Source organism: Solibacillus faecavium (genome assembly GCF_014836905.1).
Classification (GTDB): domain Bacteria; phylum Bacillota; class Bacilli; order Bacillales_A; family Planococcaceae; genus Solibacillus; species Solibacillus faecavium.
The window spans coordinates 368797-383378 of the sequence record NZ_JACSPZ010000003.1; the positions used below are offsets into that span (position 1 = coordinate 368797).

Genomic DNA, 14582 nt, shown 5'->3' on the forward strand with positions numbered 1-14582 from the left:
ACTGTGCTAACTTGTATTTTTGAATATGATACAATTTATAAATTAAAGAAGTAGGGGGAGTAACGCAATGATCGTACAACAACTGAATCAATTTATTCAAAAGTGGATCCCCGTATTAACCCCCCTAAGCTTAATAATCGGCGTTTTTTTAGAAAATATTGGTGCGCATTTATTATTTATAGTACCCATTTTATTTGCATTAATGACGTTAATTAGCAGTTTAAGTTTGAAGTTTCGGGATATTAAGGTATTTAGACAATATCCGAAAACGATTTTATTTATGATTGGATTTTTACATATAATAATGCCTTTGTGGGCTTTCCTTTTAGCAGAACTAATTTTTGATGATCGATTATTAACGATAGGTTTTTTAATATCTGTAGCAGTACCAACAGGTGTGACGAGTGTGATTTGGGTGACGATCAGTAAAGGGAATTTGCCGCTTTGTTTAGCAATTATTTTAATCGATACTTTAATCGCACCACTTCTAATGCCACTAGTTTTATTCTTTGTGGTAGGTGAGACAATACAGCTTAATATGCTGTCACTAGTTTTTGATTTAATCTGGATGATTGTTTTACCATCATTATTAGGAATTTTTATAAATGAATGGACAAAAGGGGTATTACTCGAAAAATACGGCAGCCCTTTATCGCTCATTTCAAAGCTCTGTTTATTTGCGATTATTATGGTGAATAGCAGTGCAATTGCTCCTTATGTTAAGAATATAAATTTAGAGTTGGCGAAAGTAATAGGGATTGTGTTGTTATTGGCGGTATCCGGATATGTTTTTTCGCTCATACTCAGTCGGCTATTCTGGAAGTCTAAAGAGGATCAAGTTGCGATAGTTTTTAATGGAGGAATGAGGAACATCGCAGTAGGAGTAGTCCTAGCAACGACATACTTTCCATCAAAAGTTGCCATGCCGGTCGTGTTTGGCATGTTATTTCAACAAATACTCGCATCTATTTTCTATAAAATAATTCGAAAATAGCGGATAAAAATATCCTTATGTATATAATGCTCTTGAAATTTAGTTATTTAATAATTTTATTCGAGTTTTTTAAAGGGAAAAGCAAGTTATAGTAGTAATTTGCTGTAATTTAAGAACTTTTATCGATGTACTTCCAGAAAATACAGTTGTGTTAATTAGGGGGACAATGTATTATTGAAATATATTAAATTAACATAATAAGTGTTTTAGAAGGAGAATCTTTAGAGGATGTTTTTACTCATCACAGATAATCCTACACTCGCTTCAACATCACGAAGTAAGTTAACAACTTAGAATAGCGGAGGGAATTATGAAAAGAATGTTAGGTAAATGGAACAGCATTAACTTAGTTAGCCGTATTATCGTAGGGATAATCGTTGGGGTTGTACTAGCATTGACAATTCCAGAGGCTGTAAGTGGAATTACTATTTTAGGGACTTTATTTATTTTAGCTTTAAAAGCAGTTGCACCAATTTTAGTGTTTATCTTAGTTATTAATGCAATTGCTTCACATGTCGGTGGCAAATCAACAAATATGAAGACAGTACTTGCTTTATATGGGGTTGCTACATTAGCTGCCGGATTTGTCGCGGTTGTTGTAAGTTTTATTTTCCCGACGACATTAACATTAAAAACAGTAGCACAGGATGTAGCACCGCCAAGCGGGATTATGGAAGTGTTCGAAAAATTATTATTTAATATCGTATCAAACCCAGTTAGTGCGATTATGGAAGCAAACTACCTTGGTATCCTGGCGTGGGCTGTTATTTTAGGGGTCGCGTTGAAAGCGGCGAATGACTCAACAAAAGGTGTTATTGCTAATTTTTCGGAGGCGATTACAAAAGTCGTACAATGGATTATTAGTTTAGCTCCATTAGGGATTATGGGGATTGTGTTTGAAGCGGTCTATACGACTGGTCTTTCAGCTTTAAGCGAGTATTTCCGATTAATTATCATATTGGTTGGAACAATGTTTTTCGTCGCACTTGTTGTGAATCCACTCATTGTATTTGCAGTGGCAAGAAGAAATCCATACCCATTAGTATTAACATCATTAAAAGAAAGTGGAATCACTGCCTTTTTCACACGTAGTTCGGCAGCGAATATTCCGGTTAATATGGCATTGGCAGAAAAACTGAATTTGGACAAAGATACTTATGCCGTATCCATACCTTTAGGCGCAACGATCAATATGGGCGGAGCAGCCATTACGATTTCAGTTTTAACGATGGCAACAGCTCATACGTTAGGAATTGAAGTAGATCTTTTCACTGCAGTCATTTTAATGGTAATGGCAGCTCTTTCTGCATCAGGTGCATCGGGTGTAGCCGGGGGATCTTTATTATTAATACCTTTAGCTTGTAGTTTACTTGGCATTTCAGATGATATTGCGATGCAAGTAGTAGCAATAGGATTTATTATTGGGGTTATTCAGGATTCGTGTGAAACAGCTCTTAATTCTTCAACAGATATCGTATTTACAGCAGCTGCTGAATATGCGAAGGAACGTAAACAAAATTAACAAAAATAAAACTATGCTGAACGGTAAAAATTGCCGTCCAGTATAGTTTTTTGTTTTAGAAGGTTAATCTCCGCCACCGCCACCACCGTCACTCACGCCATCAGAAGAGCTTGATTCAACTGCAGAGAAAATAATATCAGAGTAATACGATTCATTCGACGGTATGTCACCGATTGCTTCATTCGAAGTATAGATTTGTGTAGTGATAAGTAAGGTGTTGCATTGATTTCGATTTAGTTTCAATGTGCGGCATATTTCATTGTGGATATCATAAAGTGCCGGAAACTGATGTACTTCAAATTTTGCTAGCGCCAGCAGGGCAATTGTTGCATAGTGGCAGGATTTCAGTTTTGTTTCCGTATTTTTTATAAATAAAGTTAACTCCTTCAGCCTTGAAAATGTAAACTCGTCAAATGTACCTGTTCCAATCGTTAAAATAAGAGCGGCATTTTTAGTGGCGTCTTTCCGTTCATAACCGATAGACACGAGTTCCTTATAGTAGTGCTCAATAGTATTAGCCAAAATCCCTGTATCTTCTGGTCGCCTAGCCAGTATTGCGCATGTGGCAGGTTTTATTGGAGAATATTTCAGGCTTGGTTGTTTCATTAAATCAGCTAACAGTTTCTGGATACGGTCCATATCATCTTCTGACGTTAAATAGGCAGACGTTATATAGCTATGTTCGCCACGTGAAAACTGCTTCGTCAAACTTTTATAAAGATTGAGTGCTTCACCGATTTTTTCGGGCTGTTTTGCAAAGTGGACATAATATGTATTAATAACCTGTTGATTGACCCGTGCCGTGTGATACCATTTCGTATGATTCTTAATTTCCTGCCGAATCGCTTCATAATCTTCATAATGAAAAATGACATTACGCACTGTAAGCTTCAGTGCTAAATCAATATAAAAAGATTTGGCATCCGAGCCAAAGTATAAATTAATTTTATCGATGTTAGTAAAAAACAATTGTAATTGAGCATTCAAAGCGATCACCTCTTACTTAATACGTACGTTTTAAAAGAAGAGAAGTTTCAAAATCTGGAACATTGTTTGACAAAATTCGTTTGTAAAATACAGCATAAATCGAAAGAGTATTGTATGATAAATATGTGAAAAATCAAATGAAAGACCGTGAACAAATTGAGAGGAAGTAAGTTATGACCCAACAACGTTTTTTACCGATTATTGTAGGAACTGATATTAATGCATATAACATGGCAATCTCGTTCCATGAAGAATATAAAATACGTCCAGTTTTAGTAGGGAAGGGTGTATTGCCCTTTACCAATTTAAGTAACATACCACGTGCGATTGAGTATGATAAAAAGTTGGGCGATCCGACACAATTTGCGAAAATTTTAATTAGTGTTGCAAAAAAATATGAAAAAGAAGCAGAAAAGTTAATTTTAGTCGGTACGAATGATTTATATGTCCGCTTAATTATTGAAAATCGGGCTATTTTACAGGATTATTTTGTATTCAACTACATCAACGAAGATTTAATGAATGACTTGCAAATTAAGTCCAACTTCTACAAGCTGTGTGAGCAGTTTGGTATCGATATTCCAACAACAGTATTTTATGATTGCCAGAAGGACGGGGCTTTTGAGCAGGAAATGATGTATCCTGTTATCATCAAACCGAGCAATGGGATTGAATATAGCCGCCATCCGTTTGAAGGACAGGCAAAAGTATTTAAAGTGGAAAATAAAGAAGAAGTACAAAATGTAATCGACATGATTAAAAATAGTGGTTATAACGATGAGCTTATTATTCAGGATTATATTCCTGGTGATGATACCGCAATGTGGGATTCTGTTATTTATGTAAATACGAAAGGCGAAACACAGCTAGTGTCCTTTGCTCAAGTTGTTCTGCAGGAGCATACAAAAACTGCAATTGGAAATTATACTGCATTAATTTCCCGTTTCAATGAAGAAGTGATGACAAAACTGCGCGGATTTTTAGAAGCAGTGGATTATCGTGGGTACGGTAACTTTGATTTGAAATACGATGAGCGCGATGGAAAGTTTAAGGTGTTTGAAGTTAACATTCGTCAAGGTCGATCAAGTTACTATATTAATGCAATGGGTCATAATATGGCCCGCTATTTTGTAGAAGATTTAATTTACGATATACCAAAGCCATGCAGCTATTTAAAAGGGGACGTGCTGTTTTCAGTTGTGCCTAAAATCGTTTTGAAAAATTTCGTCAATGATGAAGAAGTGAAAAAGGATATCGAGCGCCTAATTCAGGAAAAGAAACTAGTCAATCCACTATTCTACAAGCAGGACAAGCATTTAAAACGTAAATTTTACATGTTTATACGTCAAGTGAACTATTATAAAAAGTACAAAGAAAACGTCTGGTAAAGTCGAAGCCTATCAATGAGATACTCTTGTTGATGGGCTTTTTTTGTCGGGAAATACTATAAATAATGTTATAGTAAAAGAAAAATGAAAAGAGTGAATATTCATGACAATACATACATTTACATTAAATATAGATTGGCCGGGGGGGCGTAATTCGGTAGGAGAGCTTTCGGCAGAACGTTTACAAACGAAAATATCGATTCCACCTGAAATGAATGGACCTGGTATTGGTACAAATCCGGACGAAATGTTACTTGGAGCAGCGGCTACGTGCTATTTGATTACGCTTGCGGCTATGCTTGAAAGAAGTCAAATAGAGGCTGAACTTACGTTGGAGTCAAAGGGATTTGTTGATGTGACAAACGGCGTCTTTACTTATAAGTCAATTCATCATTATGTATCTATAATACTGAAAAACAAAGAAGATGATCGTGGGCGGCGTATTGCAGAACGCTATGCATATAAAGCGGAGGAAACATGTATGATTAGTAAGGCGTTAAAAGGGAATGTAGATATAGAAGTACATTTAACTTTGAAATAAAGGGGCGATTATGATGGATATCGTTTCAGCAGTCATCCAACTTTTAGTTGCAGCGGTAATTATTTTTTTCATTAGCGGTCGATTAATTGGTTCGCACGTTAGCTTAACCAAAAGAATTATGTCGGTAATAATTAGTGTTGCTTTTACAACCTTCGTATTTTGGTATACATACCTACGTGGTTCAGACTACTATGACCAGGGTATTGTTTCCAATGTTGTTAATATCGCGACACTATTATGGTTAGGAAGTATGCTCCTTATTTCCATGCTCTTTTATTTGCTTTTTGAGCTCTTTGATCCGATTGAATTAAATGAAAAAGGGACACCTGTTGGGAGGCGCTCGTATTTTAGAACGTTCATTACGTATTGGAAACGACAAAAACGTTTGCGCCAAGTTGTTAGTATTGCTGTGAAAAATGGGGTTACACGAACGATGAAATATGCCCGTGCCCGTGAAGATGAACGTGAGCTGGCAAAGGCATTACGCGAGACTCTTGAACAATGCGGTGGAGTATTTATAAAGTTTGGACAAGTTCTGTCAACCCGCAAAGAGCTATTGTCCCCAGTTTTCATTGATGAACTTGAAAAGCTACAGCAAACCGTAAAGCCTCTCTCTGAGCAGCAAGTGGACCAAATAATAAAGGAAAACTTCAATGCAGATACAACTAAAATATTTTCCTATTTCAGCAAAACGCCTTTAGCATCTGCTTCAATTGGTCAAGTACATAAAGCAATTCTAAAGGAAACAAATGAGCCGGTCGTTGTAAAATTTTTGCGTCCTGATGTAAAAAACATTATGCATGAAGATTTGTCCATTTTAATGGAGTTTGCAAGCTGGATAACGTCTAAATCACAGTGGGCTGAAAGTCTTGGTTTTTATGATTTAGCAAAAAGCTTTAGCTTGGCATTGAGTGAAGAAACCGATTTTAACATTGAAGCCCGCAATATGGAGCAAGTCGCAAAAATTGTAGAGCGCGGAAGCATCGATGTAAAAATCCCGAAAGTATACCCTGAATGTAGTAACTCAAATGTAGTAGTGATGGAGCATGTTAAAGGGAAGTCGGTAACCGTCGCGCATAATATATTTGCTGATTTACAAATTGACCGACATGAATTTGCCCAAACATTACTCAAAATATTTTTGGAACAGGCACTTATTTCAGGAGTTTTCCATGCAGACCCACATCCAGGTAATATTTATGTGGAGGAAACGAGTGGACGTGTAGCGATTCTGGACTATGGGGCAGTGGGACGATTAGCGGCACATCAGCAGGAAGGTTTGAAGTACTTCCTCGTTGGCATACATCAAAATGATGCGGCTATTGTAGTTGATGGTATTAGTCAACTAGTTGAAAATGCTGATAAGATAAAACATCAAGAGATGGAGCAGGCAATTAGTCAAATTCTATTGAAAATTAATTATGTATCGAATGTACCGACAGACGAGTTAATGTATTCCATTTTCTCGGTCGTTCGCGAGTTCGGCCTACATTTTTACCCTTCTGTTAACGTGGCATTACGTGCAATTATAACTTTAGATGGCACCCTTTCAATTATTTGCCCAGGTTTTAAAATATTTAGTGAAGTTAAAGACTTCTCGAATGATTATTTAAAAATGAATTTATTGAAGCCATTTAAGAAGCCGCTTGAAACAAAACAGTACCTTGAAGAAGAACTGGCATTGTTAATACCTAATTTACGAAAAGTTCCGCGCCGCATTGATCAGTTGTTTAAAAAGGTCGAGAGTGGCAAAATCATATTACATCACGATATTTTTTCTGATAAAGCCAATTCAATGTTTGTCACACAGTTATTTTCCAGATTTGTATTACTCCTTGTCGGAATTACGTTCGGTATTATTTCTGTTGCACTTCTCGCAATCTCGCAATTTATTCATAATGCATATGCGATTTATTTGAACACTGCTGCATATTTAGGATTATTTTTATGTGCGATTTTACTCGTACGTTTATCAATTCAGGCAATCCGAGATATGAAGCGAACAAATAAAATGTAGGGACCCCTAGTGGGTCTCTTTTTTTGCGGAAAAAGTAGCAGCACTGGGCAATTTTTTAATCTAACTAATGATTCACTTTAACGCTTTACTATAATGAAATACTAATTCATTAGACAATCAACCTGATAGTATGGAAATGTATTATTAGATAAAATATGCATTAAAGCTAGTAAAAATGGATTTTTTGTATGAAAAAACGTAATTTATTTAATAAATGAGTAGAAATAAACTGTTATTTGTACAATAATAAATTAAGAGTAATAGGATAATGAAGAAGGAAGTGGGCAAATGATTCAACTGAATGGCCAGAATTTATCGATGGGGCAATTAGCACAGATTTTATATAGCAAGGAAAAAGTTGAGATTGCTGAAGAAGCAAAAGTACGAGTTGTAAAAAGCCGTGAAGCGGTGGAACGAATTGTACAACAAGATAAAACAGTGTACGGCATTAATACTGGATTTGGTAAATTCAGCGATGTAAAAATTGCAGAGCAAGAGGTAAGCAAGCTGCAGGTGAATTTAATTCGTTCACATGCATGTGGATTTGGTGAGCCTTTTACGGAGAAGGTTGCCAAAGCAATGATGGTGCTTCGGCTAAACGCTTTATTGAAAGGGTTATCAGGTATTCGATTAGAAGTTTTGGAACGATTATTATATATGATTAATGAAGATGTAATACCGGTAATTCCGCAACAAGGTTCGCTTGGAGCATCGGGAGACTTAGCACCGCTTTCTCATCTAGTATTGGCCCTAATTGGTGAAGGGGATGTTTTTGTAAATGGTATATCCCAATCTTCACATGAAGTGTTTGAACAGAGGGGGCTATCTAAAATAGAATTACAGGCAAAAGAAGGGCTTGCTTTAATTAACGGTACACAGGCAATGACAGCACAAGGAGTAGTCAATTATATAGAGGCAGAAAAGTTAGCCTATGCTAGTGAGTGGATTGCCGCGATGACAATGGAAAGTTTGTACGGTATTATCGATGCATTTCACCCTGCTGTTCATGAAGCGCGCGGTATGAAAGAGCAAATGGATGTTGCAGCTCGTATGCGTGAATGGTTGCAAGACAGCAAGCTTATTACACATCAAGGTGAAAAGCGTGTGCAGGATCCATATTCATTGCGGTGTATTCCACAAATTCATGGTGCAAGCTGGCAGGTGTTAAATTATGTAAAAGAAAAGTTGGAAATCGAAATGAACGCAGCAACAGACAATCCGCTCATTTTTGAGGATGGAGACGTTGTTATTTCGGGTGGTAATTTCCATGGGCAGCCGATTGCATTTGCGATGGACTTTTTAAAAATTGGTATGGCCGAATTGGCGAATGTATCGGAACGTCGGATTGAACGATTAGTAAATCCTCAATTAAACGAAGGGTTACCACCTTTCTTAAGTGCGAATCCAGGGCTAGAATCCGGAGCAATGATTTTACAGTATAGTGCGGCCAGTCTAGTTTCTGAAAATAAAACACTGGCACATCCAGCTTCTGTTGATTCTATTCCTTCATCAGCAAATCAGGAAGATCATGTATCAATGGGCACAACCGGATCCCGCCATGCACGTATGATTATTGCCAATGTACGCAATGTACTGGCAATTGAAGCTTTCTGTGCAGCACAAGCAGCTGAATATCGCGGAGTGGATAAGATGTCTCCGAAATTGTTGGAAAAGTGGAACGAGATACGGGAGATTGCGCCTGCTATGACAGAAGACCGCATTTTTAGTCGTGATATTAATCGTATTATTGAATACTTAAAACCTAATATGTAAGTAATTGTGAACGATTAACATTCCGAAGTTTGTTATAATATATTTCTACTAGCAAAAGAGGAGATTACTATGACAAAACCACATTTACTAATTATTGATGGGATGGCGCTATTGTTCCGATCGTTTTTTGCGTCGGCTGCTATGAATCAATTTATACGACTGGATGACGGCACACCTTCTAATGGGGTGCAAGGATTTGTACGTCATGTATTAACAGCGCAAAATATAATGAAACCTACTCATTTAGCTGTATGTTGGGATATGGGTGCACATACGTTCCGCAATGACTTATATGAAGGGTATAAAGCAAATCGCCCGGCCCCACCTGAAGAAATGCTGCCCCAATTTGATATGGCAAAAGAAGTATCGGCTATGATTGGCTGGCAAAACTTTGGTACGCATGGTCTGGAAGCAGATGATTTAATTGGCTCTATGATTGAAAAATGGAAGGACGAAGCACAAATTACCGTAATCAGCGGCGATAAAGATTTACTGCAATTATTAAATCCTTCTACAACAATTGCCTTTACGAAAAAAGGCTATACTGAGTACGATGTGTATACGGAAAGCCGCTTTATCGAGGAATACGGTATTATGCCAAAACAATTTGCTGAAGTAAAAGCATTTATGGGGGATTCAAGTGATGGATACCCAGGTGTAAAAGGTATAGGTCCAAAAACAGCACTTCAGCTCATACAAAACCATGGCTCTATTGAAGGAGTGTTAGCTGCATTACCGACATTAAAGCCAGGACAGCGTATTAAAATAAGTGAGAATGAACAGATGTTAAGGCTTTCTCATCAGCTAGCTACAATTGATTGTTCAGCAACGATTGAATGTGATTTTGAAGCATTACGTTTGACTGACTATATGCCGGACTTGTTCGAACTGATTGAGCAAAGAGGCTATCGTCTAATCGCCAAGCATGCACGTGCAATTTATAGATAAAGATGAAAAAGGGCTGTGCCGAGCGTCAATTTGACGTTCAGCACAGCTCTTTCTTTTAATCTGAAGTAATACGTTCACCTTTAACTTTTACAAGCTCTACATCCAATTTACGGATTGTAGATTCATCAAGAGGGATTTTTCCATCTTTCTCGTATTCCTTCCAAGCCTTCACATTTTTACGATACAATACTTCCGATAACCGGTAAACATCAGAGTCGAATTGTAAGGAGGCTTTATATGTTTGTTCGATTTCTTTTTTTACTTGCTGTTCAATTTCCTTTTTCAATGAATTCAATTTATTTCGATCAAGTATTTCATTTGTTTGAACGACTAATTTAACATTTATATCGAATTGCACCTTGTTATTTGTAACAACGGGGGTAATTTCTGGATGCACCTCGTCAACTGTTGTCGTTGTATATGGTTCTCTAGACTCCCCCCATTTAACAGTTACATCTGAACGTTTTGTTTTATCAGTGAGCCATTGTACACCGTTTATATCGTCCCCTAATAAATTGCCCTTAAAGCCAGAATCCCTATTTAGAATGCTGATGCCTTTAAATTTATAAACAGGATCTGGTCCATCTTCCTTCGACCAGTTTTCACTCATTTCAACAAACGGTATTTTTGCTTCATAGCTAGGTTCATTTAATTGAATCATGAGTTCACGAAATTGTATGGGCTGTACCCTGGATGATTGACTAAATGAACTGAGTGGATCTGAAAGCTTAGAGAGAGTAATGGATTTATTAATAATCGGTGTGATGAGCAAAACTTCGTCAAGAGGTGAATCTGACATATAAGCCCAAGTCGTATACCTCAATTCACGATATCTAATAAATGAATCTATAATGGGTTCAACTTTGTTTTCCTTTGCAATATTTTCAGAAAAAACAACATATCTTAAATGGCCTAAAAAAACGCGCTCATCCATCGATTGATACAAATTGAAAAAGGCTTCATCGAACGTCCGCCCTTTTGCAACTCCAACTTCTGCTTGAGTTGCATCAGGATTTGGCTGTTCGCTTTTGGCAATATTGGTAAAAGCAACGATTTGTGCATATATAACAAACTGTTCATCTTTATAATCCATTCCCAGTCCGTGAATATAATACATTCTCTCAGCTTGGTTGGTATCCCAACATCCAGAAAGTAATAGCAACAATGGAAAGAAGAGGAGCTTTTTCATTTTTTATTTTCCTTTTTTTTATCTTTTAAATTTAATAAATCTGATCTTTTATTGTTCGAATTTGGTGGTGGGCGGAAAAAGGACATCTTAAAATTACTCCAACTTAAATTAGCAGGTACACTCAAATAAGGCACACCAAAAACACGAATATTCGCTAGGTAAACTAGACACATATATATCGATAAGAAAAATCCAAAAAGCCCAAAAATTGATGTAATAATAATAAATGCGATTCGCAGTATGCTTATAGTAGTAACCAAAGATTGATTGACAAGTGTAAACGTAGCAATTGTTGAAATTGCAATAATTACGATCATAGCGGGGCTCGTAATCCCTGCCCGAATGGCTGCATCCCCTATTATTAATCCACCAACAACACTAATAGTTCCACCTAATATACTTGGTAGGCGCAATCCAGCTTCGCGAAATAGTTCAAACATTAAGAGCATACCTAGCATTTCTAGAGCTGAAGGCAACGGTGAGCCGGTATTTGCTTGTACTACGGTTGCAAGCAATTGAATTGGCAGCTGTTCTTGATGAAAAGTTGTTAAGGCAAGCCAAAAAGCAGGAAGTAAAAGTGAGATTAAAATGCTCCCTAGACGTAATAACCTTTCCAAGGAGGTGAAGATTGGCGGATAATCATTATCCTCTCCAGATTTGAGTAATAATAAAATATTAATGGGTGTGATCATTGCGTATGCAACGCCATCTACCAAAATGATATAGCGCCCTTTAGTAAGAGATTGCATCGCAAAGTCGGGTCGACCTGTCGTATCATTCAGCGGAACAAGATATGAAATTTTATTAAAGCTTTCAAGCAATAATTCACCACTTAGGATAACATCGGTTTCAACTGATGAAAGCTGCTGTTTTATTTGTTTTAATATAGATAAATCCGCAATGTCATTAAAATATAAAATCGCTACCTTTGTTTTGGAGCGTGTTCCGATTGTTATTTTCTCCACGGATAGCGAATTCGTTGGCAGTCGTTTGCGAATAAGTGCAATATTGACACCTAAATCTTCAATGAAATTATCTCGTGGTCCCTTAATCATTACTTCTAAATTAGTCTCTTCCGGGCTTCGATTAGGTTTTTTTTCAATATTACTACATAACAAGATCTTTAAACTTTCAATATAAATAAGAATAAACCCGCTAAATACATTCGTAACGGCCTCTTGTAAATCATCAATTTTCTGAAGCTGTGGAAGATGCAGTTTCTGCATTAAAATCGCTTCATCAAATTGATCCTTTTGATGGCATGCAACTTTTAATCTCGGTACGACTACTTCATTGAATAAATGATTGTCTGTCATTGCCTCACAAGTTATAAGCATTACATTACTTGCTGGAAAGTCGAATGTCTGAAAGCGAATATCAGCACAATTATCAAATTGCTTTTTTAAGGTAGCTTGTTCAATCATCATTTCCCACCTTTTGCTTTGGTTTACGGTTTACTAATACAAAGAGAATAATTGAAAGTAAGAAAAAGAAAATTGTGGTGCTTATTAAAAAATATTGCCCCTTCCATTTACTAAATATACTGTCATCGAGTAAATAAAGAGGTAGTGAAAGGAAGACGAAAATTGGCACAATATACTTCCATATTTTTTTCTTTTGTCCGGTGAATCCTATTAATTCAATCGCTATGAACAATATAAAGCTAATTCGGACAAAGGCTCCTGTAAGCCACTGGTAAATCGAGAAAAAATCTACATGGTTAATATAACTGCCAATGGAAGCGATACGCCATTCTTCATAAGCTGGATAGCGCTGTTTTGCTGCTTCAACTGGTCCAAACTCCGCAATAGCTCCCATTAATGGTCCCATTGTTAACCCTAAAAGTAAAAGTAGCATAATTAACAAATGACTATATTTTAGCTTGGTTTTAAAGTGTTGCTGAATAAATAGCAACAAATAGATTTCTACAAAGCCTGAGGCAGGATATAGCATAGATGCAAAAACCGGTGTAAACCCATGCTCAAGAAAGGGCATTAACAATGAATAATCTTTTACCTGAATGTTAACAAAGGCAACAAAAAAACCGAGAACTACGACAACGAATAATACGATAACATTGACCATCGTTATCGTTAAGATGGAAGATGTAGCAAGTAAAAAACAAACAAATGTAAAGAAGAAAAATAGTAATAAAAAGGGTGTATTGATTAAAAAAGTTGTAGAAACCCACTGTAACGTTTCGTGCATCGTAATGGCAGCCATTAAAATTAGATAAAAAACGATGACATATATAAGAGCATTACCAAACCTTGGATATCTTTTTATTAAATATTGCCGAACAGATTCATCTTTTAATTTCTTTAATGTTAAAAGAGGGAGCAGTAACCAAGGAATAATTAATAGTGTTGCTATTAGTACCGATATCCATGCATCTCTACCTGCACCGTTAAGCAGGGAAGGGATGATTGTAACGTGATTTTTTAATCCGATAAATGTCATTGTTAAAAAAATAATATGTAAAAGACTGATAGAGCCAATTGATTTCATAAATTTTCCTCGCATTTTTTATACAGTAATAACCAATTGAACCAACTTTTATTCTGATGAATAAAAAGAGCACTAGCTATTTGCTAGTGCTCTTTTGGCTCGATTTTTACATAACTTAAAACTTTGCGATTGTCATCATACTTAAATGTTCGGATTTGGCTTTCACGATTCCGGCCACCGTTATCATGAATTGTTAAAAAAAGCTCTTCATCTTTAATTTCATAGCCAATCAACGGTACCCAATGATACTTGTAGAGAGGGTTATAATTTTTTAGGAACTGTCCGGTAAAGTACACATCAAACTTCATCGCAACCGGATTCCCCAAGCGTAATTGTTCAATTGCCTGGGTTAAAGTACATTCTTCGACACACCAATCATCTCCAAGAAGTCGACGTAAGTTTCTGATCATCCGCCATTTAAAAAGTCCAATTTTTGTTCCACCTAATAATTTATAAAATTCATTTACATCTTTTGTACGGATCGTCTCATCTTCGCATAAGTAATTCAAAATAACGTGTGCAGTCGTCGGGCCGCATGCTGAGTTTTGATATTCAGGTCGGATGTCCGAACTATATTGTGACCTGCCATTAACATTTAATAATACCCGCATACTTAATACCTCCATTGTGTTATAAAATTATCATATACCCAATTTTAAAAAAAATAATCCTTAATGATTTGAAACTAAAAATAGAACAGCTCCGTCTAACGGTT

General features: G+C 36.5%; 12 protein-coding genes. 7 read left to right on the forward strand and 5 right to left on the reverse strand.

Translation table 11 applies throughout. From position 1 onward, the window contains the following. Nucleotides 1-67: 67 nt before the first annotated feature. Both H9635_RS08770 and sstT read left to right on the forward strand, forming a co-directional pair. Nucleotides 68-994, forward strand: coding sequence for a bile acid:sodium symporter family protein (locus H9635_RS08770; RefSeq protein ID WP_225231204.1), 927 nt, complete (start codon nucleotides 68-70; stop codon nucleotides 992-994). A gap of 310 nt (nucleotides 995-1304) precedes the next feature. Beyond that, nucleotides 1305-2516: a serine/threonine transporter SstT gene (gene sstT, locus H9635_RS08775; protein WP_191699806.1), complete on the forward strand. Its 1212-nt coding sequence runs from the start codon at nucleotides 1305-1307 to the stop codon at nucleotides 2514-2516. A 63-nt stretch (nucleotides 2517-2579) separates the two neighbouring features. Here the strand turns inward: sstT and H9635_RS08780 are convergent, their stop codons facing one another. Continuing rightward, nucleotides 2580-3503 (reverse strand): DUF4003 family protein, encoded by a 924-nt coding sequence (locus H9635_RS08780; RefSeq protein WP_191699807.1) that lies wholly within the window; start codon nucleotides 3501-3503, stop codon nucleotides 2580-2582. Nucleotides 3504-3676: 173 nt separating this feature from the next. Between H9635_RS08780 and H9635_RS08785 the strand changes: the two genes are divergently transcribed. The 5 genes from H9635_RS08785 to H9635_RS08805 all read left to right on the forward strand — a co-directional run bounded on the left by H9635_RS08785 (nucleotide 3677) and on the right by H9635_RS08805 (nucleotide 10170). Continuing rightward, a complete protein-coding gene (locus H9635_RS08785; protein ID WP_191699808.1) occupies nucleotides 3677-4891 on the forward strand; it encodes a carboxylate--amine ligase in 1215 nt (404 codons plus the stop codon). 103 nt (nucleotides 4892-4994) lie between these two features. Beyond that, nucleotides 4995-5432, forward strand: a complete 438-nt coding sequence (locus H9635_RS08790) for an SACOL1771 family peroxiredoxin (RefSeq protein WP_191699809.1) — start codon at nucleotides 4995-4997, stop codon at nucleotides 5430-5432. A gap of 13 nt (nucleotides 5433-5445) precedes the next feature. Beyond that, a complete protein-coding gene (locus tag H9635_RS08795; protein WP_191699894.1) occupies nucleotides 5446-7449 on the forward strand; it encodes an ABC1 kinase family protein in 2004 nt (667 codons plus the stop codon). A 288-nt stretch (nucleotides 7450-7737) separates the two neighbouring features. Next, entirely contained in the window at nucleotides 7738-9222 is a 1485-nt protein-coding gene (gene hutH / locus H9635_RS08800; RefSeq protein WP_191699810.1) for a histidine ammonia-lyase, read from the forward strand. Nucleotides 9223-9291: 69 nt separating this feature from the next. Further along, nucleotides 9292-10170 carry a 5'-3' exonuclease gene (locus tag H9635_RS08805; protein ID WP_191699811.1) on the forward strand — a complete coding sequence of 293 codons (879 nt, stop codon included), beginning with the start codon at nucleotides 9292-9294 and terminating at the stop codon, nucleotides 10168-10170. Nucleotides 10171-10225: 55 nt separating this feature from the next. Here H9635_RS08805 and H9635_RS08810 read toward each other — a convergent pair whose 3' ends face one another. The 4 genes from H9635_RS08810 to H9635_RS08825 form a co-directional block, all read right to left on the reverse strand. Continuing rightward, nucleotides 10226-11359 (reverse strand): Ger(x)C family spore germination protein, encoded by a 1134-nt coding sequence (locus H9635_RS08810; RefSeq protein ID WP_191699812.1) that lies wholly within the window; start codon nucleotides 11357-11359, stop codon nucleotides 10226-10228. Continuing rightward, nucleotides 11356-12783, reverse strand: a complete 1428-nt coding sequence (locus H9635_RS08815; RefSeq protein ID WP_191699813.1) for a spore germination protein — start codon at nucleotides 12781-12783, stop codon at nucleotides 11356-11358. Before H9635_RS08815 ends, H9635_RS08810 begins: the two co-directional genes overlap by 4 nt. Further along, on the reverse strand, nucleotides 12776-13867 hold the full coding sequence (locus tag H9635_RS08820; protein WP_191699814.1) for an endospore germination permease: 1092 nt from the start codon (nucleotides 13865-13867) through the stop codon (nucleotides 12776-12778). Before H9635_RS08820 ends, H9635_RS08815 begins: the two co-directional genes overlap by 8 nt. Before the next feature lie 83 nt (nucleotides 13868-13950). After that, nucleotides 13951-14478 (reverse strand): C39 family peptidase, encoded by a 528-nt coding sequence (locus tag H9635_RS08825; protein ID WP_191699815.1) that lies wholly within the window; start codon nucleotides 14476-14478, stop codon nucleotides 13951-13953. Between the last annotated feature and the right edge of the window lie 104 nt (nucleotides 14479-14582).